At 69.4% G+C, this 25,714-nt stretch carries 24 protein-coding genes; 7 read left to right on the top strand and 17 right to left on the bottom strand.

Features of this window, described 5'->3' with window-relative positions; translation table 11 throughout:
- Window position 1: 1 nt before the first annotated feature.
- The 7 genes from gspG to LG380_RS07010 form a co-directional block, all read right to left on the bottom strand.
- The gene (gspG, locus tag LG380_RS07040) at window positions 2-439 is read right to left on the bottom strand and encodes a type II secretion system major pseudopilin GspG (RefSeq protein ID WP_225764208.1); all 438 of its coding nucleotides are present in this window, start codon (window positions 437-439) and stop codon (window positions 2-4) included.
- Window positions 440-454: 15 nt separating this feature from the next.
- Window positions 455-1,648 carry a type II secretion system F family protein gene (locus tag LG380_RS07035; RefSeq protein ID WP_225764206.1) on the bottom strand — a complete coding sequence of 398 codons (1,194 nt, stop codon included), beginning with the start codon at window positions 1,646-1,648 and terminating at the stop codon, window positions 455-457.
- Window positions 1,645-3,132 (bottom strand): ATPase, T2SS/T4P/T4SS family, encoded by a 1,488-nt coding sequence (locus LG380_RS07030; RefSeq protein WP_225764204.1) that lies wholly within the window; start codon window positions 3,130-3,132, stop codon window positions 1,645-1,647. The genes LG380_RS07035 and LG380_RS07030 overlap by 4 nt, the downstream gene beginning before the upstream one ends.
- Window positions 3,129-5,165 carry a type II secretion system secretin GspD gene (gene gspD / locus LG380_RS07025; protein ID WP_225766513.1) on the bottom strand — a complete coding sequence of 679 codons (2,037 nt, stop codon included), beginning with the start codon at window positions 5,163-5,165 and terminating at the stop codon, window positions 3,129-3,131. The genes LG380_RS07030 and gspD overlap by 4 nt, the downstream gene beginning before the upstream one ends.
- 26 nt (window positions 5,166-5,191) lie before the next feature.
- Window positions 5,192-5,848: a hypothetical protein gene (locus tag LG380_RS07020; protein ID WP_225764203.1), complete on the bottom strand. Its 657-nt coding sequence runs from the start codon at window positions 5,846-5,848 to the stop codon at window positions 5,192-5,194.
- Between the two features lie 361 nt (window positions 5,849-6,209).
- A complete protein-coding gene (locus LG380_RS07015; protein ID WP_225764201.1) occupies window positions 6,210-8,846 on the bottom strand; it encodes a TonB-dependent receptor in 2,637 nt (878 codons plus the stop codon).
- Between the two features lie 146 nt (window positions 8,847-8,992).
- Window positions 8,993-10,474 carry a hypothetical protein gene (locus LG380_RS07010; protein ID WP_225764198.1) on the bottom strand — a complete coding sequence of 494 codons (1,482 nt, stop codon included), beginning with the start codon at window positions 10,472-10,474 and terminating at the stop codon, window positions 8,993-8,995.
- A gap of 163 nt (window positions 10,475-10,637) precedes the next feature.
- Here LG380_RS07010 and LG380_RS07005 point away from each other — a divergent pair, with 163 nt between their 5' ends.
- Window positions 10,638-11,489 (top strand): 2OG-Fe(II) oxygenase, encoded by an 852-nt coding sequence (locus LG380_RS07005; protein WP_225764196.1) that lies wholly within the window; start codon window positions 10,638-10,640, stop codon window positions 11,487-11,489.
- Between the two features lie 22 nt (window positions 11,490-11,511).
- On the opposite strand, the gene nth is transcribed toward LG380_RS07005, so the two are convergent.
- Genes nth through LG380_RS06990 form a run of 3 tightly spaced genes read right to left on the bottom strand, consistent with a single transcriptional unit; the run spans window position 11,512 to window position 13,345 of the window.
- On the bottom strand, window positions 11,512-12,192 hold the full coding sequence (nth, locus tag LG380_RS07000) for an endonuclease III (protein ID WP_225764194.1): 681 nt from the start codon (window positions 12,190-12,192) through the stop codon (window positions 11,512-11,514).
- Complete coding sequence (locus LG380_RS06995) at window positions 12,189-12,557, bottom strand: hypothetical protein (RefSeq protein ID WP_225764192.1); 369 nt, start codon at window positions 12,555-12,557, stop codon at window positions 12,189-12,191. Before LG380_RS06995 ends, nth begins: the two co-directional genes overlap by 4 nt.
- A gap of 5 nt (window positions 12,558-12,562) precedes the next feature.
- Complete coding sequence (locus LG380_RS06990; RefSeq protein ID WP_225764190.1) at window positions 12,563-13,345, bottom strand: enoyl-CoA hydratase-related protein; 783 nt, start codon at window positions 13,343-13,345, stop codon at window positions 12,563-12,565.
- A 168-nt stretch (window positions 13,346-13,513) separates the two neighbouring features.
- Between LG380_RS06990 and LG380_RS06985 the strand changes: the two genes are divergently transcribed.
- The 4 genes from LG380_RS06985 (at window position 13,514) to LG380_RS06970 (ending at window position 17,094) form a co-directional block, all read left to right on the top strand.
- Window positions 13,514-14,215 carry an FKBP-type peptidyl-prolyl cis-trans isomerase N-terminal domain-containing protein gene (locus LG380_RS06985; RefSeq protein ID WP_225764189.1) on the top strand — a complete coding sequence of 234 codons (702 nt, stop codon included), beginning with the start codon at window positions 13,514-13,516 and terminating at the stop codon, window positions 14,213-14,215.
- Between the two features lie 151 nt (window positions 14,216-14,366).
- On the top strand, window positions 14,367-15,170 hold the full coding sequence (locus LG380_RS06980) for a CoA pyrophosphatase (RefSeq protein ID WP_225764188.1): 804 nt from the start codon (window positions 14,367-14,369) through the stop codon (window positions 15,168-15,170).
- On the top strand, window positions 15,167-16,063 hold the full coding sequence (locus LG380_RS06975; RefSeq protein WP_225764187.1) for a sulfurtransferase: 897 nt from the start codon (window positions 15,167-15,169) through the stop codon (window positions 16,061-16,063). Before LG380_RS06980 ends, LG380_RS06975 begins: the two co-directional genes overlap by 4 nt.
- A 74-nt stretch (window positions 16,064-16,137) precedes the next feature.
- A complete protein-coding gene (locus LG380_RS06970; RefSeq protein ID WP_225764186.1) occupies window positions 16,138-17,094 on the top strand; it encodes a DUF1684 domain-containing protein in 957 nt (318 codons plus the stop codon).
- Between the two features lie 9 nt (window positions 17,095-17,103).
- Here the strand turns inward: LG380_RS06970 and LG380_RS06965 are convergent, their stop codons facing one another.
- Complete coding sequence (locus LG380_RS06965; RefSeq protein ID WP_225764185.1) at window positions 17,104-17,670, bottom strand: N-acetylmuramoyl-L-alanine amidase; 567 nt, start codon at window positions 17,668-17,670, stop codon at window positions 17,104-17,106.
- Between the two features lie 51 nt (window positions 17,671-17,721).
- On the opposite strand from LG380_RS06965, the gene LG380_RS06960 reads away from it, so the two are divergent.
- Together LG380_RS06960 and rlmKL are read left to right on the top strand one after the other, a co-directional pair.
- Window positions 17,722-18,249 carry a hypothetical protein gene (locus LG380_RS06960; RefSeq protein WP_225766511.1) on the top strand — a complete coding sequence of 176 codons (528 nt, stop codon included), beginning with the start codon at window positions 17,722-17,724 and terminating at the stop codon, window positions 18,247-18,249.
- Between the two features lie 167 nt (window positions 18,250-18,416).
- The gene (gene rlmKL, locus LG380_RS06955) at window positions 18,417-20,558 is read left to right on the top strand and encodes a bifunctional 23S rRNA (guanine(2069)-N(7))-methyltransferase RlmK/23S rRNA (guanine(2445)-N(2))-methyltransferase RlmL (RefSeq protein WP_225764184.1); all 2,142 of its coding nucleotides are present in this window, start codon (window positions 18,417-18,419) and stop codon (window positions 20,556-20,558) included.
- 106 nt (window positions 20,559-20,664) lie between these two features.
- Here the strand turns inward: rlmKL and LG380_RS06950 are convergent, their stop codons facing one another.
- From LG380_RS06950 to ald, 6 genes are all read right to left on the bottom strand, one after another.
- Window positions 20,665-21,060, bottom strand: coding sequence for a DUF4124 domain-containing protein (locus LG380_RS06950; protein WP_225764183.1), 396 nt, complete (start codon window positions 21,058-21,060; stop codon window positions 20,665-20,667).
- Between the two features lie 61 nt (window positions 21,061-21,121).
- Window positions 21,122-22,432 (bottom strand): DUF445 family protein, encoded by a 1,311-nt coding sequence (locus tag LG380_RS06945; protein WP_225764182.1) that lies wholly within the window; start codon window positions 22,430-22,432, stop codon window positions 21,122-21,124.
- 10 nt (window positions 22,433-22,442) lie between these two features.
- Window positions 22,443-22,904 carry a hypothetical protein gene (locus LG380_RS06940; RefSeq protein ID WP_225764181.1) on the bottom strand — a complete coding sequence of 154 codons (462 nt, stop codon included), beginning with the start codon at window positions 22,902-22,904 and terminating at the stop codon, window positions 22,443-22,445.
- Window positions 22,901-23,545 carry a DUF5671 domain-containing protein gene (locus LG380_RS06935; RefSeq protein WP_225764180.1) on the bottom strand — a complete coding sequence of 215 codons (645 nt, stop codon included), beginning with the start codon at window positions 23,543-23,545 and terminating at the stop codon, window positions 22,901-22,903. Before LG380_RS06935 ends, LG380_RS06940 begins: the two co-directional genes overlap by 4 nt.
- A gap of 67 nt (window positions 23,546-23,612) precedes the next feature.
- Complete coding sequence (locus LG380_RS06930; protein WP_225764178.1) at window positions 23,613-24,479, bottom strand: plasmid replication/partition related protein; 867 nt, start codon at window positions 24,477-24,479, stop codon at window positions 23,613-23,615.
- Window positions 24,480-24,598: 119 nt separating this feature from the next.
- Window positions 24,599-25,714: an alanine dehydrogenase gene (gene ald, locus LG380_RS06925; protein ID WP_225764176.1), complete on the bottom strand. Its 1,116-nt coding sequence runs from the start codon at window positions 25,712-25,714 to the stop codon at window positions 24,599-24,601.

Below are 25,714 nucleotides of genomic sequence, written 5' to 3'. Positions count from 1 at the left end.
CTTATTGCCAGTTGCCGATGTCGGCATTGTCATCACTGCCGCCGTCCGTACCATCGGCGCCCTGCGACCAGACATCGAAGCTGCGGCCATCGTTGCCCGGCTGACGGTACTGGTAGGGGTTGCCCCACGGGTCAGCGGGCAGCCGGCGGACATAACCACCGGGACGGTAGCGCTGCGGCTGGGGCAGGTCCTGCGGTGCGCGCTGCAGCGCCGCCAGGCCCTGGCCGCTGCTTGGATAGGCCAGGTTGTCCAGCCGATAGGTTTCCAGGGCCTGCTCCAGCACGGCGATGTCGGCGCGGGCCTTTTCGACCATCGCCCGGTCCTGGCTGGGCATCACATTCAGGGTGACCACGGTGGCCAGCAGGCCGAGGATGACGATCACCACCATCAGTTCGATCAGGGTGAAACCACGTTGGCGCTGGGTTGATGGAACGGACATGCAGGACTCCAGAGGTCAGCCAAGGACAAGGGAATTGAATTGCAGGATCGGCAGCAGGATCGCCAGCACGATCACCCCGACCACCACGCCCAGGACGATGATGATCAGCGGCTCGAGCAGGCCCATCGCGACCTGGGTGGTGGTCTGCGACTGGCGCTCCAGGTAATCGGCCGCGCTTTCCAGCATCGGTGCCAGCTGGCCGCTGTCCTCGCCACTGCTGGCCATGTGCAGCAGGGTGGAGGGAAACACCGCCGCCAGCCGCATCGCGGTGCTCAGGCTGCCGCCCTCATCGATCACCGTGGCCATCTGCGCGGTGGCATTGCGCAGCACCGTGTTGGCGATGGTGCGCGCACTGGCGCGCAGGCCGTCGATCAGCGGCAGGCCGGCGGCGAGCATGATCGCCAGCGTGCGTGCCAGCTGGGCGGCATGCACCTGGCGCAGCAGGTTGCCGGCCAGCGGCAGGCGCAGGATCAGGCGGTCCACGGCCAGGCGCAGGCCGGGGCGGCGCAGCGCCACTGGCGCGGCCAGCAGCAGGGCCAGCAGTGCAGCGCCCAGCCAGGGGGCCAGGGTGGCCAGCAGCTCGCTGCTGCCGACCACGATCCGGGTCAGCAGCGGCAACTGGCGGCCCATCGCATCGAATTGTTCGACCACCCGCGGCACCACCAGGGTCATCAGTGCGATCACCACCGCGCAGGCGGTCAGCGCCAGGGTGGCCGGGTAGATCAGTGCGGTGGCCAGCCGGGCGCGGACCTGCTGCTGCTGTTCGAGCAGGTCGGCCAGCCGGGCCAGCAGCTGCGGCAGCGCACCGGAGGCTTCGCCTGCGGCAATCATCGCCCGGTACAGCGGCGGGAACGCGCGTGGCTGTGCGGTCATGGCCTCGGCCAGCGCAAAGCCTTCGGCCAGCCGGGTCTGGGTGCTCTGCACGGCCTGGCGCAGCCGGCGCTGCCCGGCCTGCTGGCTGATTGCCTGCAGCGCCTGGGCCAGCGGCAGGCTGGCAGTGAGGGCGGCCAGCTGGCGGGTGAACAGGGCCAGCTCGCGCGCCGGCAGGCGGACCGGGCGACCTGGCTCGGCTACGGCCGGGGCCAGCTGCAGCACCAGCCAGCGCTTGCCCAGCAGCTGCGCGGTCGCGGCCTGGGCATTGCTGGCGCGCAGCTGGCCGTGCCGGGTGCGCCCGGCGGTGTCCACGGCCTGGTAGGAAAATGCGATCATCGGCCGGCCTGCGCGCGGGCTACCCGCAGCACTTCACTGGCACAGGTCAGGCCGGCGGCCACCGCAGCACGCCCGGCATCAAGCAGGGTGCCGCCCTCGGCAAACGCCTGCGCGGCGAGCTGATCCTCATCGGCCTCGGCCACGATCAGCCGGCGCAGCGGTTCATCGATCGCTACCGCCTCATACAGCGCCATCCGTCCGCTGTGCCCGGTGTGTTCGCAGGCGGCGCAGCCGGCGGCACGGAACTGCGGCGGCACCGGCTGGCCGGCAAACAGGCGTGCGGCCAGTGGATCATCGGCCGCACAGGGCTGGCGGCACTGCGGGCACAGCCGGCGCACCAGGCGCTGGGCCAGCACCAGGCGCAGGGTGCTGGCCAGCAGGAAGGACTCGCTGCCCATGTCGCGCAGGCGGGTGATCGCACCGATCGCATCGTTGGTATGCACGGTGGACAGCACCAGGTGGCCGGTCAGGCTGGCCTGCACCGCAATCTGCGCCGTTTCCACATCGCGGATCTCGCCGACCATCACCACATCCGGGTCCTGGCGCAGGATCGCGCGCAGGCCGGCGGCAAAGCTCATCCCGACCTTGGCATTGACGGGGGTCTGGCCGATGCCGTCGATGGCATATTCGACCGGGTCCTCGGCGGTAAGGATGTTGCGCTGGCCGTCATTGAGAGCGGCCAGCGCCGCATACAGCGTGGTGGTCTTGCCCGAGCCGGTGGGGCCGGTGACCAGCACGATGCCGTTGGGCTGGGCCAGCGCGCCCTGCAGCCTGGCCGCAACCGTTGGCGACAGCCCCAGCTGTGCCAGCTCCAGGGTGCCGGCCTGCTTGGCCAGCAGGCGCAGCACCACGCGCTCGCCATCACGCGCGGGCAGGGTGGACACACGCACATCCAGTGCCTGGTTGCCCATCCGCAGCGAGATCCGGCCATCCTGTGGCACGCGTTTTTCGGCGATGTCCAGCCGCGCCATCACCTTGATCCGCGACACCAGCAGTGGCGCCAGCCGCGGTGGCAGGCTGGCGGCGGTACGCAGCACCCCGTCCACGCGCAGGCGTACCCGCAGCATCGATTCAAACGGTTCGACATGGATGTCCGAGGCACCCTGGCGTGCGCCCTCGGCAATCAGCCCGTTGATCAGGCGGATCACCGGTGCATCATCGGCGGCGGCCAGCAGGTCGGCGGCGGGCGGTAGCTCGTCCAGCAGCGCTTCCAGGCCGCTGCCGGCTTCCAGCGCCAGCACGCTGTCATCGCCGCCATCCACGCTGTCGGCATACACCCGCGCCAGCTGCTGGTCGAACAGCTCGGCCGGCAGTGGCTGCAACTGCAGCGCACATCCTGCCACCCGGCGCAGTTCGGCCAGTGCCGGCGCATGCGCCTGCGGGTGCAGCCACACCGTCACGCCATCGCCGGCATCCTCGGTGCCGGCAAGCAGCAGGCCATGGCGGCGGGCAAAGGCATACGGCAGGCGCCCGGGCAGGCTCATTGCGGCGTACCCGCAGCGGCGTCTGTGGGGGCCGGCAGCTGCGGCGGGGCGCTGCGCAGGTAGTCACGCACCAGTGCATCCAGCGCCGCCTCGCCGCCACGCGGCTGGCCCGGCAGGGCCAGCTGGGCATCGCGCATCCAGTCAAAGCGCGGCGCGGTGATGCGCTGGGCATCGGCGCGGTCGCGGATGATGGTCGGGCGCAGGAACACCATCAGGTTGGTGCGGGTGTCGCTGTTGGCATCGGAGCGGAACAGCCGGCCCAGCAGCGGGATGTCGCCCAGCCCGGGCACCTTGTCGCGGGTCTGGCGCTGCTGCTGGTCCAGCAGCCCGCCCAGCACCACGATCGCGCCGTCATCGACCAGCACCCGGGTGTCGATCTCACGCTTGTTCAGGATCAGCTCGTTGTAGCTGGCCGAGACCGGACCGGCCACCGAGGACACTTCCTGGCGCAGCTTCAGGGTGATGCCACCGCCGGCGTTGATCTGCGGGGTGACCTCCAGCGCGATGCCCACGTCCTGGCGCTCGATGGTGCGGAATGGGTTGGAGTTGGCATCGCCGAGCACCTCGCCGGAGGTCAGCGGCACTTCCTGGCCGACCAGGATGCGTGCCGGCTCGTTGTCCAGGGTCAGGATCGACGGGGTGGACAGCAGGTTGGAGCCGGTGTCGCTGCGCACGGCGGTGATGATCGCGCCGAACAATACATCGCCGGCCTGGCCGGCGATCCCGGCCAGCCCGCCGGACAGGCCGAGCAGGGAGTTGGCTGCGGCACTGCGTGCGCTCTGCGCCCAGGCCGAGTCATCGCTGCCGGCCGCCGCGCCGGCGATCAGGCCCATGATCCCGGGCTGGCTGGACGGGAACTGGGTGCCCAGCAGCGGGATGTCGCCGTTGCGCCCGGCTGCGGCCAGCTGCACGCCGAGCTTGCGCGAGGCCTCATCGGAGATTTCCACCACCACCGCCTCGACCAGCACCTGCTCGCGGCGGGTGTCCAGCTGGGTGATCACTTCCATCAGGGTGCGCTGGGTTTCCGGGTCGGCATTGATGATCAGCGCGTTCTGGCCCGGCGCGCGCGCCAGGGTCGGGCGCTTGCCGCCGGCCGGGGTGATCAGCACCGCCTGGTTGGGGTCCACCGTGCTGCTGCCGTTGCTCGTGGCAGTGGCGCTGCCGCTGGCCGGGGCGTTGCTGCTGCCTTCGCCTTGGCCGATCAGCTGCTGCAGCACCGGCAGCAACTGTTCGGCGCTGGCGTGCTGCAGCTTGACCACGCGCACATCGCCGGTGCTTTCGGCGCGCCGGTCCAGCTCGGCGGCCATGTTCATGGCGCGCTGGACCACCCCGGCATCGCCGCGGATCACGATCGAGTTGCTGCTCTCCACCGGCAGGATCGACAGCACCTGGCTGCCGCCTTCGCCACGCACACCGAACAGCGCGTTGAGGGTGGCGGCAATCTCGCGCGCCGAGCTGTTGCGCAGGGTCAGGGTGTCGATGCTGGCGTTGTCGCTGTCGACCTGCGCCACCAGTGAGCGGATGCGCGCGATGTTGTCGCTGTAATCGGCCACCAGCAGGCTGTTGCCCTGCGGGGTGGCAATGACCACCCCGCCACGGCCGAGCAGGGGCTTGAGGGTTTCGGCGGCGATCCGTGCATCGATCCGGCGCAGACCGATCACCTGGGTGGCAAAGTGTGCATTGCTGCCGGTCCCCTGGCCGGCCGCGCCCTGGTCGGGCACCACGCGGTAGGTGCCGTGTCCGGCTGGAACCGCAACCAGGCCATGGCTGCGCAGGATGGTCAGCAGCACCCCGAGCATGTCCGCCTGTGACATCGACTGCGGGTTGCTGTAATCGACCGTGCCCTGGACGGCCGGGTCGACGATGAAGCTGGTGCCGGTGGCACGGGCGACATCCTGGATGAAGGCGCGGATGTCGGCACCCCGCACATCCAGGGTGTTGCCCGGCGCCGGATTGGCGGTGGCCCAGGCAGGGCCGGGCAGTGCGCAGCAAAGTGCGCCAGCCAGCAGGCCGATGGGCAGCACGATCGGCAGGGCAAGGCGCGGCAGGGAGCAGGTCATCAGGGCATCCGCAAAACAGAGGTATGGGTCTGGCCATCGCGGCGCCATTGCAGGCGCACGCTGTCGCGCCCCTGCAGCCGGGCGCGCAGGGCATCGGCATCGAGCCGCGTCAGTGGCTGGCCATCGACGGCCAGCAGTTCATCGCCCACGCGCAGGCCCTGGGTCTGCAGCCACAGGGCCAGCGGCGTGCCGGCCTGCAGTCGCGGGGCGGCATCAGCCGGCAGCGCGGTATCGCTGGCGGGCTGCTGGGCGGCGGGCTCTACGGCGGTGGGCGTCGCTGCGCTGCGCAGCAGGCTGTCGGCCTGGGCAGGCAGGCTCAGCTCGACCAGGCCGCCCGGGCCGAGCAGACGCACGCCACTGGCGGCAACCTGTTGCAGCTGCCAGCCCGCGGCAATCTGTTCGCCTTCGGCATAAGAATCCTGCTGGCCGGCCTCGTTGCCCAGGATGGCACTGGCCTGCGCGCCGCCCAGGCGGATCCCGTGCAGGGTCCATGTGCCGGTGCCGGGGGCGGTGTGGTTGCCGGCCTGACGGTGGAAAAGGTCCTGCTCCGGCCACGCCAGCGGATCGCTGCCGGCCGTTGCCGGCACAGACCTGGCGAGCGGCGCGGCACTCGGTGTGCGCAGGCCCAGCAGCAGTGCCAGCAGGGGCAGTGCCACGGCCAACACCCACAGGCCTTTGGGAAGCAGGCGGTTGATCACAATGATCACAGCGGGTGGCAGCACGATCACGCCGGGCAACTCAGGGTGGGGACGTGGCGATCATGCGACGGCACGATGACACTATGATTTCAAACGACATGGCACTGCCATAATTGTTGACCGCCACTGTCATCGGCGATTGCCGGCAGCAGGTCCGCCGGCCCTGCCAGGGCCGTAAAAGAACCAAGCCCGTCGACCGGATGTCGACGGGCTGGTAACCATCGGCAGGACTCCCCAGCCGCCACCGATGGTGTGCATTGGCCCGCGCCGCCCGGCCTGCCAGGCCGGAGGGCGGGGCATTGATCAGGCAGGCCCAGGCTTAGAAGCGTGCCTCGATGCTGGCACCGAAGCTGCGGCCCAGCTCGTAGCGGTTGACGTCGATGCGGCCACCGCCCAGCTGCTGATACTCGTGGTATTCCTCGCCCAGCAGGTTGCGCGCTTCCAGGCTCACGCTCATCGGCATGTCCCACAGGGTGAAGTGCTTGCGCCCGACCAGGTCCAGGCTCAGGCCCGGGTCCTGCATCAGCGCCGGCTGGCGCTGCACGCCGTTGGCATCGAAGGTGCCACGGGCGGAGATGCGCTCGCTGGCATAGCCCACCAGCAGGGTCAGCTGGTCGCCATTGCCGCTTTCCAGGCCCAGCGACAGGTTGGCCAGGTGGTCGCTCTGGCCCTGCATCTGGCTGCCGTCACGCACCACCAGCGGCGCGGCCAGCGCGCTGCCGTTGTACAGCAGCACCTGGTCACTGGCGCCGGCACTGACCTTGGAATCGGTGTAGGTGTAGTTGGCATTGAAGAAGATCCGCTTGTCACCCAGCCAGGACACTGCCGGGGTCAGGTACTTGCGGTAATCCAGCTCCAGCCCGTACAGGCTGGCTTTCGGTGCATTGACAAAGCTCTGGCGCAGGAAGGAGACGTCGTCGGAAACCACCGCCTCGATCGGCTTGTCCAGCTGCTTGGCGAACAGGCCGGCATGGAAGTACTCGCCGCTGTTGAAGTACCACTCCAGGCGTGCGTCGAGGTTGAGCATCTCCGTATCCTGCAGGTACGGGTTGCCCACCGTCATGCGGTCCAGTTCCAGGTCCAGGTACTGCAGCGGCGAGAGCTCGCGGAACTGCGGACGGGCGATGGTCTGCGAGGCGGCCAGGCGCAGCTGCAGGTTGTCGGCGAAGTTCCAGGTCAGCGACAGCGCCGGCAGCAGGTAGTCGTTGTCCAGGGTGTTGCCTGGCAGGGTGCTGCCGCCCTGGAACAGGTTTCGCGGGTTCACGCCCTGGGTGGCCTGTTCCCAACGCAGGCCGGCGGTGGCGCGCACGGTGCCGGTGAGCTGGCTTTCCAGCTCCAGATAGGCCGCATCGTTGTCCAGGCTGGCGGTGTAGGCCGAGGCGCCGTTGGCACCGGTGTTCTCGCGCAGCTCCAGGTAGCCCTGGTAGAGGTTGTAGTCGGAGAACAGGTAGTCCGGACGCTGGTAGCCGTTGTAGAACGGCGCCGTATCGGTGATCAGGAAGGAGAAGTCACGCGTGCGTGCATCGCGTTCGGTCTGTGACCAGGCGTAGCCGGCCGAGAGGATGATTTCGCGCTCGCTGGGCAGGCGCCAGTCCACGTCCACTGCAGCGCTGTCAATGCGCTCGTTGACATCGCCCAGGCTGACGGTGTTGTTGAGGTGGCGCCAGAACCCGAAGTCGTCCTGGAAATAGTTGATCTCGCGTTCGAACGGCGACTGCCGGCTGGCACGGGCATGGCCACCGCGCCAGCTCACGGTCAGGTCGTCGTACTCGCCGAACACATGCTTGCCGGTGAACTGGTGGTTGAGCATCTCGCGCTCGATCCAGCGGGTGGCATCGTTGCGGCGTACCTGCGATGCCTGCCAGGTGAAACCCTCGCGCGAGCGCGCCTGCTTTTCGGTGTCGTGCACATACAGCGTGCTGGCGCCGAGGGTGTGCTTGCCCACTTCCCAGGTCAGAGCCAGCAGGCCATTGAGCCTGGCCTCGTTGCTGGTGCTCAGGTACTGCTGCTGGGAGAGGACCTCAGCGGTGCCGGTGCGTGCCTCGCCATACTGCTGCACACCGTTGCGGCTGCGCCAGCTGTTGCTCAGCGCGGCGCTGGCAACCACGCCCAGGCGTGAATCCTCGGCAAATTCCAGGGTGGTGCCGGCAGCAACCGAGCCGCTGTGGTTGGGGTTGATCGAGTCGCTGGTCTGCAGCAGGTTGATCGCGGCATTGGGCATGGAAGCACCGATCGCGGCCAGCTGCTCGCGGCTGAAGTGCTCGCCGACGCTGATCATCTGCCCGCTGGCCAGGGCCTGGGCGAAGGGCTCGCGCACCTTGCGGGTGCCGTCGTCGTAGCCGAGCAGGTCCGAATCGCCGCCGCCGTAATAGGTCAGGCCCGGCTGGGTGGTGGTTTCGGAGTTGCCGGACAGGCCATAGGACAGTTTCAGGAACGGTGCCTCGGGCACCACCGCAGTGGACAGGTTGATCACGCCGCCACCGAACTCACCCGGGTAGCGCGCCGAATAGGTCTTCTGCACCTCGATGGTTTCCAGCACGTTGGTCGGGAACAGGTCCAGCGGTACCACGCGCTTGAGCGGTTCCGGGCTGGGCAGCGGCGAGCGGTTGAGCAGGGCCTGCGAGTAGCGCTCGTTCAGGCCACGCACGGTCACATACTTGCCCTGCGACACGCTCATGCCGGCCACCCGCCCCAGCGCATCGGCAGCGGTGCTGGCGCCCTGGCGGTCGATGTCTTCCTTGCTGACCAGGCTCATCACCTGGGAGCTGAGCAGCATCGGCTCGGGGATGTGTTCACCGCGCACCTGGATCGCATCCAGGCTGGTCGGTACCGCATCTGCGGCGCTGGCGGCGGTGCTGTCGGTGGCGCTGACCGGGTTGGCAGCGGCGAAAGTGGGAACCAGCAGCGCGGCAATGGCCAGCGACAGGCTGGAGCGGGCAAGGGGAGCGTGTGTCATCAGGGGAGCCTTGAAGGGAACATGCGGCGGGGAGGACGTGCTTGCGTCCGGCCTGGCGTGGCCGCCAGCCTTGGATAAAGCCACGCCGCGGCAGGTCCGCGGCGTGGCTGGATGACGGTCATGCGTGCTGCCGCCATCGCGGTCGATCAGCAGGACGGGGTGCCCGGCAGGCCGCAGGTCCAGCCCTGCCACCAGGTGTCGTTGCTGTCCTTGACCGCGCCGATGTAGTTGACCTGGCGCACGAAGCCACCGCTGCGGGTGATCAGGCCCGACAGGTCGGCCGCGGCCACCGCGTTTTCGTTGGCACCGTTGGTGAAGCCGCTCAGGCTGGAAGTACCGTTGGCCACGTTGTTGGCATTGGCGGTGAAGGCGGCCAGCTGGGCGCCGGCGGCATCGTTGTGGAACGGCGCACCGCAGGAGAAGAACACCGAGGCGAAGGTGCCGCGGGTGTTGGCGTTGCCGGCGGTATCGATCTCGGCGCAGTTGTTGGAGCCGGTCACCACCGCGTTGTAGTACTCCACGTGGGTGCCGGAGTTGAGCACCATCGCCGAACGGTCATGCGCCGGGGCGCCGACGAAGGTCACGTTGACCAGTTTCGGGTTGGACGGCAGTGCACTGGAACCGGCCGCGCTCATCTCGTTGATGCGGTCGCCGCGGTCGCCCGAAGCTGCCTTCTGGCCGCGCTGCATCACGATGGCGAACTGGATCGCGCCGCTGAAACCGGTGTCGGTATCGATGGAGTCGTCGTCGTTGCCGGTGGCCACCAGGTAACGGTTGTTGACGGTGCCGCCGAACCACTCAAAGCCGTCGTCGGAGCTGTTGTGCACCTGCACGTACTCGATCGAGGTGCCACTGCCCAGGCCGGCCAGGGTGATGCCGTTGAGTTCGACGTTGGGCAGCACTTCAAAGCCGGAGTGCATCACGCGCACGTACTTCAGCGTGCCGGTGCTGTCACCCGGGGCGTTGCCGCCGTAGTAGGCGCCGGTGACGCCTTCCACTTCCGCCTCGCAGGCGGCGGTGCCCGGAGTGACCGAGCCGATGCAGTTGGCCGTCGGTGCGCGGCCGAGCAGCACCAGGCCGCCCCACTGGCCGATCGAATCGACGTAGGTGGTGCCTTCCACGCTCTGGCGGCTGGTGAACACGATCGGCTTGGTCTTCTCGCCGACGGCATTGATCTTCGAACCGCGGTTGACCACCAGGGCGTCCTGGCCGCTGGAGCCGAAGATGGTCACGCCCGGCTCGATGGTCAGGGTGGCGCTGCGCTGGTTGGCGCGCGGGTTGGCGGCGTCGCCACCGACGTCCTCACCGACGCGGGTGTAGCCGCTGATCGAATACAGCACGCCATCCACATACGGCACCGTGGTGTTTTCCACGATCAGCGCCGGCAGGCGGCAGTTGGTCTTGCCGGCGATGGTGCCGACATCGCTGAAACCAGTCGGGCAACCGGCGACCGGGCCCGGTGCCGGTGCCGGTGCGGGGGCAGGGCCCGGTGCCGGTGCGGGAGCCGGGGCCGGCGGGAAAGCACCTTCGCCTGGCGAAGCGACGCGGTCAGCGCCGCCGCCACAGGCCGACAGGGCGAGTACGGCGCCGATGGACATCATCAGGTTACGGGTGGATGCAACAGCCATGGGTCTTGCTCCAGATCAGTGAATTGGGCGCCGTCAAGGGATGAGCGCAGGTTGGGAGCGATTTATAGGTGCTGCAGATGACAGCGGGCTTGCACGGATGTGTCAGTGCCAAGGCAGTGCCTGCGCGCTGCCACAACGGCGTGTGCTGGTGCACACTGTGGCGATGAACGCCGATGCCCTTTCTCCCGAGTTTTCCCAGTGGTTGGTCACCCAGGCCCAGGCCGGTGCGCGCCCGGAGCAGTTGATCGCGCCGCTGCTGCAGGCCGGCTGGGACGAGGATGCTGCCAGCACCGCGGTGGATGCGGTGCTGCGCCGTTTTGTCGCCGAGCAGGGCCAACGCCAGGGGCTGCCACCAGCGGTGCCGGTACCGGCACCGTTCCAGCTCAACGGGCCTTCACAGATCCAGATCGATGGCCAGGCCATCCATGTGCTGGGCAGCAGCCTGCACCCGCGGGTGGTGCTGCTGGGCAATGTCCTCAGTGGCGAAGAATGCGCACAGCTGATTGCCACCGCGCGCGGCCGGTTGCAGCGTTCGGCAACCTTCAATGCGGTGACCGGCGCCAACGAGGCGCACCAGTCGCGCACCAGTGATGGCACCTACCTGCCCACGGCGTGTACGCCGCTGGTGGCGCGCATCGAGCAGCGCATCGCCGCGCTGGTAGGCTGGCCACTGGAACAGGCCGAGCCGCTGCAGGTGCTGCACTACGGCCCGGGCGCCGAATACCTGCCGCATTACGATTATTTCGACCCCGATGGTCCCGGTGCCGAGGCAGCGCTGCGCCATGGCGGCCAGCGCGTGGCCACCCTGGTCACCTATCTCAATACCCCGCTGTCCGGCGGGGCCACCACCTTCCCCGATGCCGGCCTGGAGTTCGCAGCGGTGCAGGGCAACGCGGTGTTTTTCAGCTACGACCGCGCCCACCCGTCCAGCCGCACCCTGCATGCCGGTGCGCCAGTGGTCGCCGGTGAGAAGTGGGTGCTGACCCGCTGGTTCCGCGAGCGCCGCTTCGGCTGAGCGGCGCCCGCGCAGGCCAGGTTCAAGCCGCGGTGGTCTTGTCCGGGTAGCGGCACAGGTCGGCAATCACGCAGCCGCCGCAGTCAGGCTTGCGCGCCTTGCACACGTAGCGTCCGTGGAGGATCAGCCAGTGGTGGGCGTCGAGCAGGAACTCGGCCGGCACCGCCTTCATCAGGTTGTCCTCGACCGCGCGCACGTCCTTGCCCGGGGCCAGGCCGGTGCGGTTGGAGACGCGGAAGATGTGCGTGTCCACCGCCATCGCCGGCTGGCCGAAGGCGGTGTTGAGCACGACGTTGGCGGTCTTGCGGCCCACGCCCGGCAGTGCTTCCAGTTCCTCGCGGGTCTGCGGCACCTGGCTGCCATGCTTCTCGACCAGGATGCGGCAGGCGGCGATCACGTTGGCCGCCTTGGCGTTGAACAGGCCGATGGTATTGATGTAACGCTTCAGGCCGTCCTCGCCCAGCGCGAGGATCGCCTCGGGCGTATTGGCCACCGGGAACAGCTTGCGCGTGGCCTTGTTCACGCCGACATCGGTGGCCTGCGCCGACAGCGCCACGGCCACCAGCAGCTCGAACGGCGTGCTGTATTCCAGCTCGGTCTTGGGCTTGGGGTTGAGCTCACGCAGGCGCGAGAACAGCTCATGGATTTCCGCGCGGCTGAGCTTTCTGGCCCGCCGCGACTTCACGCTGGCAACAGGACTCATGACAGCGGACGTCCCGCTGCCTTGGCCTTGGCCCGCGCAAGGATCGCCGCCGCGGCCGGCGGCAGCGCCGGCTTGCGATCCGGGGTCACGGGCGGTGCGCGACGTGCCTCGCGCTCGGCAGCACGCCGTGCCAGTCGCGCGGCCCGGGCCTGGTAGCGCTCGCGAGCGGCCCAGGCGCGGCGCAGGCGCTGCTGCGCCTGCTGCAGCCGTTCGGGCAGGTCCGGATATCCGGCTACCAGCAACGCGTCATCGGGCGCGGGCTGGTAGGCCATCAGGCCGCCGCGCAGGGCGGCGTCGATATCGTCCTCCAGCAGCAACTGCAGCAGTTGCTGTGGCGGCAGTGCGGGGGAAATCGGGTCCTGCATGGGAATCAACGGTTGCGGAAGGCCGGCTTGCGGCGTTCGAGAAAGGCGCTGGTGCCCTCGCGCATGTCCTCGGTGGCGAACATCAGGCCGAACTGCGCGCTTTCGTATTCCAGTCCTTCGCCGATGCCGCACTCGCCACCGACCTGGATGGCATCAAGGATGCCGCGCAGCGCCAGCGGCGCCGCCTGCGCCAGCTGGTTGGCGATGCGGCGGGTTTCTTCTTCCAGTTCGGCCGCCGGTACCACCTTGTTGACGATGCCCAGTTGCTGGGCGCGTGCGGCGTCGATCGGCGTGCCGAGCAGGCACAGCTCCAGCGCGGCGCCGCGGCCGGCCAGGCGCAGCAGGCGCTGGGTGCCGCCGAAGCCCGGGATCAGGCCGAGGTTGATCTCCGGCTGGCCGAGCTTGGCGCTGTCGGCAGCAATGCGCAGGTGGCAGGCCATCGCCAGTTCCAGCCCGCCGCCCAGCGCAAAGCCATTGACCATCGCGATCACCGGCTTGGACATGCGTTCGATCCGGCGCATCAGTTGCTGGCCGAGCAGGGAGAAGTCGCGGCCCTGCACCGGCGTGAGGGTGTTCATCTCGGCGATGTCCGCACCGGCGACGAAGGCCTTGCTGCCGGCGCCGGTCAGGACCACCACGCGCACCGATTCATCGGTTGCAGCCTCGGCAAACGCTGAATCCAGCGCCTGCAGGGTGGCGCCGTTCAGCGCATTCAGCTTCTCCGGGCGCTGGATGGTGAGCGTGCGTACGCCGTCCTGGGTGTGGATCGAGACCGGGGCGTCGGACATCCGGAAAACTCCTGCGTGAAGTTAAGAAAAAGTAAGCGGGGAACTCCGCAAACCATTGCTGGTCATAGCTCTGGTCGTCAGTGGCGGTCCGCCGTTGGCGCGGCTATCCTAACCCGTCGCCTCGGGCGGCATGTTCGCCTTGAGTCACCCTCCCTGGAGAATTGTTTGATGAAGTTGCGTTCTATCGCGGTCGCCGTTGCGGCCCTGGCCCTGACGGGCAATGCATTCGCCCAGGACACCTCGTCCGAAAAGGGCAAGCTGAGCTATTACTTCGGTTACGACTACGGCAACAACCTCGCCGAGCTGACCGCGCGCGGAGAGCAGCTGGACATCAATTCGGTGATCAAGGGCCTGCAGGACGCTTACGCGAAGAAGCAGCCGGCGATCACCGCCGAGCAGCTGAAGCCGGCCGTTGAAGCCTTCCAGAAGCGCGAGCAGGGCCGTGCCCAGGCCGCCAAGGCCGAGTACGAAAAGGCCGCTGCCGAAAACAAGACCCGCAGCGACCAGTTCATGGCCGCCAACAAGGCCAAGGCTGGCGTGCAGACCCTGCCGTCGGGCGTGCAGTACCGCGTGATCGAAGCCGGCAAGGGCGCCAAGCCGACCCAGGCCAGCACCGTGCAGCTGGAAGTGGCCGGTCCGTATCCGTACGGCCAGCGTCCGACCGAAGCCCGCCCGGCCCAGCAGATCCCGTCGATCAAGGTCAGCGAAGTCGAGATGCAGGCCATGCGCGAGACCCTGCTGCAGATGCCGGCCGGCTCGAAGTGGGAAGTCACCCTGCCGCCGGAAAAGGCCTACGGTGCCGATCCGCGCACCCCATTCCCGCCGAACGTGGCCGTGCAGTTCGAGATCAAGCTGGTCAGCGTCAAGTAACGCGCAGCAGCAAGGTCCAGAAGCAGGCGCCGGCGAGCAATCGCCGGCGTTTTGCTTTCCGGGGCAACGCAGCCGTGGCGGGTTGCCGCCCATGCGGCGACAATGCAGGGATACTCCTACATTCGGTTAGGCTTTGCAGCTGTCTCCCCTGATGGATGCCTCGTCCCGTGCCATCGCCAGTCCCTGCATCGCCGTGTGCACGCTGGACAGCGACGGCGTCTGCGAAGGCTGCCTGCGCCACATCGACGAGATCGCGGGGTGGTCGCGGATGAGCGAGGACCACCGGCAACGCCTCATGCGCGAGACCCTGCCGTCGCGTGCGCTGGCCCGCCAGGCCTTCGCCGCCCGTCTGCAGGAACGCGAGCGTCTGCTGCGCGCGCTGCATCCGGCCGACGCGCCGCCGTCCGGGCCTGGCTGGAACCACCCCGAACTGGCCGACATCCTGCCCGACACGCCACTGGCCGAAGCCGCGGTGCTGGCCGGGCTGGTGCCGCGCGAGGGCGGCACCCAGGTGCTGCTGACCCGTCGCACCGAAACGCTGCGCCACCACGGTGGCCAGGTGGGCTTTCCGGGTGGCCGCATCGAGCCGGATGACATCGATCCGGTCGCCGCGGCGATCCGCGAGAGCGACGAGGAAATCGCGCTCAAGCCGGGGCAGGTGCGTCCGCTGGGATACCTGGATCCGTTCGTCACCATCACCGGTTTCCGGGTGATGCCGGTGGTGGCGGTGGTCGATCCGGCGTTCGTGCCGCAGCCCCAGCCCGACGAGGTGGCCGAGGTGTTCGAAGTGCCGCTGTCCTACCTGATGGATCCGGGCAACCTGCGCAGCATCGAGATCGAGCACCGCGGCCGGATCCGCCATGTCCTGGAATATTCCTGGCCGGGCCAGCGCATCTGGGGCGCGACCGCCGCCATCCTCTACAACCTGCGCCGCCGCCTGGAGCAACTGCCATGAGCATGATCGATCCGCCGTGGACCACGCTGGTCGGCGTCGATGACCTGGCGGCCGCGCTCGGTGGCGCCACCCGCGTGATGGATGCCCGCGCGGTGGCCAGCACGCTGCGCGTGATCGACGCGCGCGCCTCGCTGGCCGATCCGGCCTCGGCCGCCCAGGCGTATGCCACCGGGCACATCCCCGGCGCGGTGCGTGCCGACCTCGACCGCGACCTGTCCGACCACGCCCGCCAGGGACTGGGCCGGCACCCGTTGCCTCGCGAGGGAGACTTCACCCGCCGGCTGGGCGAATGGGGCATTGGCCCGCAGACCCAGGTGGTGGTGTACGACGCCGGCGACGGCGCGATGGCCGCGGCGCGCCTGTGGTGGATGCTCAGGTTGCTGGGCCACCAGGCCGTGGCCGTACTCGATGGCGGACTGGCCGCATGGCAGGCCGCCGGCCTGCCGCTGGCCACCGGGGTGGTCGCACCCCAGGCACTGCCGCCGTATCCGGGCCGTTTCGATGAAGGGCGCATCGTGTCCGCCGACGAAGTGCTGCAGCGCCTGTCGCAGGCGCCGGGCTGGCTGATCGATGCCCGGGCCGGCGAGCGCTTCCGGGGCGAGGTCGAGCCACTGGACCCGGTGGCCGGTCACGTGCCCGGCGCGGTCAACCGGCCGTTCGCACTGAACGTGCGCGAGGGCCGGCTGCGCCCGGCCGACGAGCTGCGCGCCGAACTGGCGCCGCTGCTGGGCGAGCACGGGCCATCGGACGTGGTGCTGATGTGCGGCTCGGGGGTGACCGCCTGCCACCTGCTGCTGGCGATGGAAGTGGCCGGACTGCAGGGGCCACGGGTGTTTGCGGGTTCGTGGAGCGGCTGGCTGGCCGATTCTTCGAGGCCGGTCGCAACCGGCTGATGTCCTGACAGGTCATCATGGACAACAGCGGGACAGGTTTGAGGGGAAATCCGATAGACATCGCGGTCTGGGGATTGCTGCGGGGAAACCGGCTGCGCGCGGCGGCGCTGCTGGCCGCGTGCGCGTGGCTGCTGGCCGGGTGCCAGCCCGGGACTGCGGGCAATGGCAAGGAAGAGGCCGTTGCCCCGCATGCGGCGCCGGAGCTGCGCGAGTACATGCGGCAGGTCGAGCAGTGGCGGGCGCGGCGCATCGAGAACCTGCGCGCGGCCGACGGCTGGCTCAGCTACACGGGCTCGGGGCGGTTGCGTCCGGGCCGTTTCAGCGTGGGCAGCGGCCCGGGCAATGACATCCAGCTGCCGGGTGGCCCGTCGCGGCTGGGAACGCTGCACCTGGATCGCGACGGGCGCGCGGTGCTCGAGGGTGTGTCCGGCAGTGGGGCGACGGTCAACGGCCGCCCGCTGGACCGCACCGAACTGGTCGCCGGCATCGTCGCCGAACGCGAGGCCACGCGGGTGCGGCTGGGCGCCGCGGAGTTCTACCTGGTGCGGACCGGCAAGCTCACCAACTGGCGCTACCGCGATCCGGACGCGCCGATGCGGAGCCGCTTCCGCGGCGTGGAGCATTTCCCGGTGGACCTGCGCTGGCGGGTGGTCGCCGACTGGCAGCCGTTCGCCACCCCGCGCGAGGTCACCCTGCTGACCTCGATCGGCACCCCGCTGCAGGCGATGGTGCCCGGCGAGGCGGTGTTCACCGTGGAGGGCCGCACCTTCCGCCTGCAGCCGGTGGTCTACGAGAAGGACCCGGAGTGGTTCATCCCGTTCGTGGACCGCACCAGCGGAAAGGAAAGCTACGGCGGTGCGCGTTACCTGTTCACCGCGCCGGCCCGCGACGGCAAGCTGGTGCTGGATTTCAACCGCGCCGAGAACCCGCCGTGCGCGCTGACGCCGCACGTGGTGTGCCCGATCGCGCCACCGTCCAACCGCCTGGACCTGGCGGTCACCGCCGGCGAGAAGAACTACCTGCCGCAGTAAGCCGGCCGCTCAGCGTGGCAGCGGCTGCAACCGGGTCGAGCCCAGCACGCGCGGCCACGGGAACAGCGGGCCGGGATCGCGTTTGCGTGGTACCTGCACGGTCGGATCGTCGCTTGCCGGTTCGAACGTCGTATCCAGTTCCTCGTGGCCGGCGATCCAGCGCAGCGAGGGCAGCGTTTGGGCCATCCACTGCAGCAGCGCCTGCAGCGCCTGCAGCTGGGCCTCGGTGTAGGGCTCGTCCATCGCCTGGTGGCGCGAATCCAGCCAGTGCGGATAGCGCCCGCGGTTGACCAGCTCGATGCCGACCGAGCGTGGGTTGTGGCCGCGCACGTGGTGGGCGATGCGGGCGATGTCCACGTACTGGTGGATGCTGCCGTCGCGGTCGATGTAGAAGTGGCCACTGTTGCCGGTGCCGCTGTCATAGAGCACGCGCTCGCCGTACTCGCGGGCCATGGCCAGGTCGGGCAGTTCGGTGCAGTGGATCACCACCAGGTCGATATCCGCCGGTACGCGCGTGCCCAGCAGGGGCTGGTAGGGCAGGGGGGCGTACTGGATCGGCGGAGGGGTCTGCGACATGCGCGGATGCTAGCATTCACCGATGACTTCGATTGCCACCGGTTTGCCGCGATGAGCCGCGGCCACTGCATCCTTTCCCACGGTTTCGAGAGCGGTCCGGACGCGACCAAGGTGACCGCCCTGGCCGATGTCGCCGAGCGCCTGGGCTGGACCCACGAGCGTCCGGATTACACCGACCTGGACGCCCGCCATGAGATAAGCCGCGTCGGTGACGTGCCCGAACGCCTGCGTCGCCTGGTCGGGCTGGCCACGGCCGCCGTCCAGCGGGGCCCTGTGGTGCTGGCCGGCTCCAGCCTGGGTGCCTACATCTCGGCCATCGCCTCGCTGCAGGTGCCGGTGCGCGGCCTGTTCCTGATGGTGCCGCCGACCACAATGGGCCCGATGCCGGCACTGGACGCCGCGTCGGTGCCGACCAGCGTGGTCCATGCCTGGCATGACGACGTGGTGCCCGCGGCCGGGGTGATCGAGTGGTGCCGTGCGCGCTCGGCCCGGCTGCTGATGCTCGACGACGGCCACCGCCTGACCGACCACGTCGAGACCACGGCGCTGGAATTCGAGCTGCTGCTGGGCCGGGTCTGAGCCTGCGGGCCTGATCGCCACCTGATCGGCCCGGTCCGGGGCACGGGGCGGGCGCCGCGCTGCGGATACAATGGCCACCCCGGCTGGCCCGGGCATCGTCACCTGCCGTTGGTCCGTCTTGATGGGTCCGGCTGTCCCGCATCCGTCGACCTGCGAAAACCCATACCGTGAAATTCTTCGTCTCCTGCGCCAAGGGCCTGGAATACCTGCTGGCCGACGAACTGTCGGCCCTCGGCCTGCCGAAGGCCACCGCCACCATCGCCGGCGTCAACGCCGAAGGCGAACTGATCGATGCCCTGCGCGTGGTGCTGTGGTCGCGCCTGGCCAGCCGCGTGCTGTGGCCGCTGGCCGAGTTCGACTGCCCGGACGAGGGTTCGCTGTACCAGGGCGTGGCGGCGATGCCGTGGGAGCAGCACATCGATCCGGAGCTGACCCTGTCGGTGGACGCCCATGTGTCGGGCACCGAGATCACCCACGCGCGCTTTGCCGCGCAGCGGGTCAAGGACGGCGTGGTCGACAGCCTGCGCGCCAAGGGTCTGGAACGGCCGTCGGTGAACGTCGAGTTCCCGGACGTGCGCATCAACCTGTCGCTGCGCAAGGGCAAGGCCACCATCTCCATCGACCTCAGTGGCGGCCCGATGCACCGGCGCGGCTGGCGCATGGCGCAGAACGACGCGCCGCTGAAGGAGAACCTGGCCGCGGCGGTGCTGCTGCGCGCCAACTGGCCGAAGATCCATTCCGAAGGCGGCGGCCTGCTCGACCCGATGTGCGGCAGCGGCACGCTGCTGATCGAAGGCGCGCTGATGGCCGCCGACGTCGCCCCGGGCCTGCAGCGCCACGGCAGCATCCCTCCCAGCCGCTGGCTGGGTTTCGACCGTGACGGCTGGAAGGCACTGATGGCCGAGGCGCGCGAACGCGAGGCCGTTGGCCGCGCTGCGCTCAGGCAGGTCATCCACGGCAGCGATCTGGATCCGCTTGCGATCCGCGCGGCCAGGGAAAACGCCGAGGTGGCCGGCGTCGCCGAGGCGATCTGGTTCGGCGTGCGCGAGGTTGGCGACCTGCAGGTCCCGCCGCAGGAAACCGGCTGCGTGGTCTGCAATCCGCCCTACGACGAGCGCCTGGCCGCCGACGCGGTGCTGTACCGCCGCCTCGGTGATGCGCTCAAGCGCGCGGTGCCGCAGTGGCGGGCCAGCATCCTGTGCGGCAGTGGTGAGCTGGCTTTTGCCACCGGCCTGCGCGCGCGCAAGACCTACCAGCTGTTCAACGGCGCCATCGAATGCGCGCTGATCGTCTGCGACCCGATCGCGGTGCCGCAGCGCGAGGACGCGCAGCCGCGCGAGCTCAGCGAAGGCGCGCAGATGGTGGCCAACCGCCTGCGCAAGAACCTGAAGAAGTTCAAGAACTGGCGTGCCCGCGAGGACATCACCTGCTACCGCGCCTATGACGCCGACCTGCCCGAGTACGCGGCGGCCATCGACGTCTACCAGGAAGACGGCGGCAAGGGCCGCACCTTCCTGCACGTGCAGGAATATGCCGCGCCGGCCTCGATCCCGGACGTGGACGTGCGCCGTCGCCGCAACGAGCTGCTGGCCGCCGCGCGCGAGGTGTTCGGCGTGCCGGCCGAGCAGGTCGCGCTCAAGACCCGCGAGCGCGGCAAGGGTGGCAGCAAGTACGGCCGCTTCGAGCAGCGCGGCGAGTTCATCGTGGTGCGCGAGAACGACGCGCTGCTGCGGGTGAACCTGTTCGACTACCTGGACACCGGCCTGTTCCTGGACCACCGTCCGCTGCGCCGGCACATGGCCCAGCAGGCGCGCGGCAAGCGCTTCCTCAACCTGTTCTGCTACACCGGCGTGGCCAGCGTGCAGGCGGCGGTGGCCGGGGCCGATTCGACCACCAGCGTGGACCTGTCCGGCACCTATCTGCAGTGGTGCGCCGACAACCTGGCCTTCAACGGCAAGGGCGGCGTGCAGCACCGGCTGGTGCAGGCCGACGCGGTGACCTGGCTGGAGGCCGAGAAGAACCGCTACGACGTGATCTTCTGCGACCCGCCGACCTTCTCCAATTCCGCGCGCGCCGACGACTTCGACATCCAGAAGGAGCACGTGCGCCTGTTGCGTGCGGCCGTGGCCCGGCTCACGCCCGATGGCGTGCTGTACTTCTCCAACAACTTCCGCCGTTTCCGGCTGGAAGAGAACGCGATCGCAGAATTCGCCGACTGCCGCGAAATCAGCGCGCAGACCATCGGCCCGGACTTCGAGCGCAATCCGCGCATCCACCGTGCCTGGGAGCTGCGCCGACCCGGCGCCTGAGGCACCGCTCGCAGTTGGCATGAGTCGTGGGGCGGCGGTGGCCGCCCAGTAACGACGATGCCCGGCTGGGCGCCGGGCATCGGGAATAGGGGGGTCGTGGCGCGGCTCAGGGCCGGCAGGCTTCCTTGGCTTCGCGTTCCAGCCTCTGCGTATCCGGACGGGCAAAGGTTTCAGCCAGCTCGTGACGCCAGCGCGCCTGTTCGCAGCGATCCGGATCGGCCGCGGCATCGATCACCGTGCCGCGAACCTTCGGCTGCCCACGCCCGGCTTCGGCCTGCATGCGCGCACGCGCCTGGCGCAGCATCAGCTCGTTGCGGTAGCGCTCCTCGCTGGTCAGACGCGGGTCGCGCACCACCTTGTGGGTCACGCCGGTGTCCTGTTCCTTCGGACACGGCAGGGACTGGTAGATGGTTTCACGGCCGTTGACGCACTTGTAAACCTGCTGGGCGCTGGCCTCGGCCGCCAGCGCGCAGGTGGCAAGCACCATGAGCTTGAATTTCATTGGATCCCTCCCTTATCCGGCGAAGCTTACTGCACCGGCAGCGCCCGGCGGCAGGGGCTGGTTAGAACCGGAGCCAGCCGGTCAGCGCGTGCAGGATCAGGCCGATCAGGCCGCCGACCAGGGTGCCGTTGAAGCGGATGTACTGCAGGTCGCGGCCCACGCTCAGTTCCAGCTGCTCGACCAGCTTGCGCTCGTCCCAGCCCTTGACCGTCTGCGAGATGTGTTCGGTGACGCTGCTGCGCAGGCGCACGGTCAGTCGCTCCGCGCCGCTGAGCATGTGCTGGTTGAGCGCGTCGCGCAGTGCGGCGTCGCGGCCCAGGGCCTTGCCCAGCGATACAAGGCCGCGTTCCAGGTGCCCGGCCAGGGCCGAGTCGGGGCGTTCGAGGTCCTCGCGCAGCGCGTCGTGGATGCGCCGCCACAGGCTGGAGACATAGTCCTGCACGGCGGGGTGGTCGATCATCCGCTGCTTGATCGCATCCACCTGCACTGCCAGCTCCGGGTCGTGGCGCAGGCGCTCGATGTATTCGCCGACCCAGCGTGCATAGTCCTGGCGCAGCGGGTGTTCCGGCTCGGACAGCACCTGCTGCAGTTCCTCCAGCGCGGCGCTGGCCAGGCGCTCGGCCAGGCTGTCGCCGATCTCGTCGATCGGCTTGACCCAGTCCACGGTGCTGGCCAGGGTCGGCCACTCCTTGCGGATGTAACGCACGATCAGCGCTGAGGCGCGCTGCTTGATCGATTCGTCGTCCAGCCAGTCGGCAATGCGGCGCAGGCCTTCGTCGAGCACGCGCTGGTGGCGGTTGTCGGCGGTCAGTGCGGTCAGCAGCTCCCCGGCGGTGCCCGCCGCGTTCCAGTTGCGCAGCTGCTCGACCACGAAGCCCTGGATCGCCCGGCGCACGGCGGTCTCGTCGAGCAGGTCCAGCGCCTGCAGGGTCCAGCCGCGCGCCAGCCCGGCCAGCTTCCTGGCCTGCTCGGGCTCGGAGATCCATTGCCCCAGCCGGGTGGCGGGATCGAATACCTGCAACCGCGCCAGCAGTGCCTGCGGCTCGAGGAAATGGTCACGCACGAACACCGCCAGGCTGTCGGCGATGCGCGCCTTGTTGTGCGGAATGATGGCCGTGTGCGGGATCGGCAGGCCCAGTGGATGGCGGAACAGCGCCACCACCGCAAACCAGTCGGCCAGCGCACCGACCGTGGCGGCCTCGCAGAACGCGGCCACCCAGGCCCAGATCCCGCGCTCCCCGTATACGTGGCTGAGTACGAAGCCGGCGACCATCGCCAGCAGCATGGCCAGCGCGATCAGCTGCAGGCGGCGCAACTGGGCGCGGCGGGGATCGACGGACGGGGAGGCGGAAGGGCCGGTGGATTCACTCATGCCAGCCAGTCTAGTCGGCGTCGATCATGGCGCTGTCATCGGCGCGCCTGCCGTGGGGGCGGGCATCCAGCGCAAAGCACTGTTCGCCGATGCCGTGTGCCCAGCCGTCATCCGGCGGTAGATGTCGTGGCCGCGCGGCGGTGTCGGTGTCGAACACCGCGCACAGCTCGAACCGGTCGGCATCGAGGGCGCTATAGCGATACGGCGGGTGGTCGCCGGGATCGAGCAGCTCCAGGCCGATGCCAGGCTGGGCGTCGACCTCGGCCAGGCTGGAAGGCAGGCGGCCCTGGCGTTCGTGGAAGGACTGCACGGCATGCTGCAGGCTGGCCAGGTGGCTGGTGCGTACGGCGTCCAGCCGGAACAGGCGCTGCTGTCGCGGCGAGCCGGTGGCGAGGATGCCCACCACCACCGCAGTGGCGATCACCAGCCCGGCCGCCCACATCAGCATGGTGCCGGGGGCAGGGCGGCTCATGCTTCGGTTTCCTCGCGGCGCAGGTCGTGCAGGTAGTAGCCAAAGATGCTCCCGGCGATGGCCCCGACCACCAGTAACTTGAGCACAAAGCGCAGGCTCAGTTCACCACCGAGCAGGTTGTACACCAGCGTGGTCAGGTCACCGACCAGGATGCACGAGGCCAGGAACAGGGTCAGGTAGGTCAGCCAGCGTCGCACCGGGGACAGGCGCTTGATCGGCTGGCGCGCCAGTTCACGGCTGACCAGCCGCGAGACCCAGGCGAACACCGGGAAGGCGATGGTCACCGCGGCGATCGACCAGCGCATCGAATGATCGAGCTGCAACTGCCGGTAGGTCGGATCGGCCGGATCGGGCAGGGCCAGTTCCAGCAGCTTGAATAGCAGGCTGCCCAGGTTGTACGCGGTGAAGTACAGGGCGCTGAACATCACCAGGTAGAGGAAGGCCTCGCGCGCGGACAGCGAGGCGCGTGGCCGTGGCACCGGGATCGGGAAGGTCACGTCGGCATAGCTGGCCAGCGCGCTGTCGGCCTGTTCGCGGCTCCAGCCGGCGGCGACCAGCGCCTGGCCAATCTCCTCGCGTCCGTGGCCGCGAAGCAGTGCCTCGCGGACGAACACGTCCAGTTCCTGCGTCGCCGATGCCATGTCGCGCCTCCGTTGCGGCCAGCGCGCAGGGTAGACGCCGCCGTGGCGGCGCTACAAGCGCAATGGCTCAGGCCTCGGCCACTTCGACCTGTTCTTCCTGCCCGGCCTGCAGCGCGGCCAGCTGGCGGCGCAGGTGGGCGTTTTCTTCCTCCAGCAGCGACACGCGCTGGCGCAGGGCCTGCAGTTCGCTGCTGTAGTCGTGGCCGGCGGCGGCTGCCGGTGTCTGCTCGCTTGCCTCGGTACCGGCCTCTGCCTGCGCGGCCGCCCTGGGCTTGCGCCGCGCTTCGCGCGCGCGGCGTGCGGCCTGCTTCAGCTCATCCTTGCCGGCCAGTGCGGCCGCGCGCTGTTCCTCTTCCGGCAGGCTGGCAACCACCGCGGCGGCGCTGATCGAGATCGCGCCACTGCGCACGGCTTCCACCACTTCTGGCGCGGCCTGGGTGTGGATCTTCTCGATCATCGTCACCTGGCTGGCGCTGAGCTTGGCCTGGCGGGCGAGGTCGGCCTTGCTCAGCTTCGGCGCCGGCTCCCACGGCGGGCTGTCGGCGTCCTCGGTTTCGGCCGGCGCCTCGCCTTCGCTCTCGCGGCGCAGCTGTTCCTGCTCGGCGTGGTGGCGGGCCTCGATGATCGCCCGCTTGCGCAAGGCCAGCACGCCGCGCTGGAAGTCGGAGACGCTGCGGCGGCCCAGGTGCTGTTCGATCATCCACAGGTGCACGTCTTCCATCGACTGGAAGCGGGTGTTCTGCACGGTGTTGAAGGGGATGCCGTGCTTGCTGCAGATGCCGTAGCGGTTGTGTCCGTCGATCAGCACGTTGCCCCACAGCACCAGCGCGTCGCGGCAGCCCTCGGCCAGGATGCTGCGCTCCAGCGCCTCATGCTCGTCCGGGGTCAGCGGATCGATGTAGGCCTTGAGTTCTTCGTTGACGACAATGTCCATTGCGGTGCCGGTGCTGCGTGGGGGCCGGCATTGTAGTGAGTCGCGCCCCGCTGTTCCGGACGGCCGCGATCAGCGCGCATCCGGCGGGCTTCATCGGCAAACGTGGCCGGCGGTTGCGCTCAGCCCAGTGCCTCGGCCGCCCTCGCGTAGTCGAGGCCCAGTGCCTGCGCCACCGCGCGGTGGGTCAGCCGGCCGGCATGGACGTTCAGGCCGTTGCGCAGGCCGGTGTCGTCCAGCAGCGCCTGGCGCGCGCCCTTGTCGGCCAGGGCCAGCACGTGGGGCAGGGTGGCCTGGGTCAGGGCGAAGGTGGAGGTGCGGGCCACGCCGCCGGGCATGTTGGCCACGCAGTAGTGGACGATGCCGTCGACCTCGTAGGTCGGGTCCTGGTGGGTGGTGGGGTGGCTGGTCTCGAAGCAGCCGCCCTGGTCGATGGCCACGTCCACCAGCACCGAGCCGGGGCGCATCAGCGCCAGCTGCGCGCGTGACACCAGCTTGGGCGCGGCGGCGCCGGGGATCAGCACCGCGCCGATCACCAGGTCGGCGTGCGGCAGCCGTGCCTCGATCGCGTCACGGGTGGAGAACACCGTGGACAGTTGCGGGCCGTAGAGCTCGTCGAGCTGGCGCAGCCGTTCCAGCGAGCGGTCCAGCACCGTCACCCGAGCGCCCAGGCCCAGCGCCATGCGCGCGGCGTTGATGCCGACCACGCCGCCGCCCAGCACCAGCACCTCGCCCGGGGCGACGCCCGGCACGCCGCCGAGCAGGATGCCCGAGCCGCCCTGCGCCTTCTGCAGCGCGTGGGCGCCGGCCTGGATCGACATCCGCCCGGCCACCTCGCTCATCGGCGCAAGCAACGGCAGCCCGCCGCGTTCATCGGTGACCGTCTCGTAGGCGATGGCGGTGCAGCCGGAGGCGAGCAGGGCGGTGGCCTGCGCCGGATCCGGAGCCAGGTGCAGGTAGGTGAAGAGCACCTGGCCCGGCCGCAGCATCGCGCACTCGGCCGGCTGCGGTTCCTTGACCTTGACGATCATCTCCGCCCGCGCAAACACCGTGGCCGCATCGTCGGCCAGCTGTGCGCCGGCCGCCTCGTAGTCGGCATCGGACAGGCCGATGGCCTGGCCGGCACCGCGCTGCACCAGCACCTGGTGGCCATGGGAAGCGAGTTCGCGCACACCGGCCGGGGTCAGGCCGACGCGGTACTCGTGGTTCTTGATCTCGGTGGGTACGCCGACAAGCAT

Origin of the sequence: Stenotrophomonas sp. Marseille-Q4652 (genome assembly GCF_916618915.1) — a bacterium.
In the GTDB taxonomy this organism is placed as follows: Bacteria; Pseudomonadota; Gammaproteobacteria; order Xanthomonadales; family Xanthomonadaceae; genus Stenotrophomonas.
This window is presented reverse-complemented; position numbering and strand designations above follow the sequence as displayed.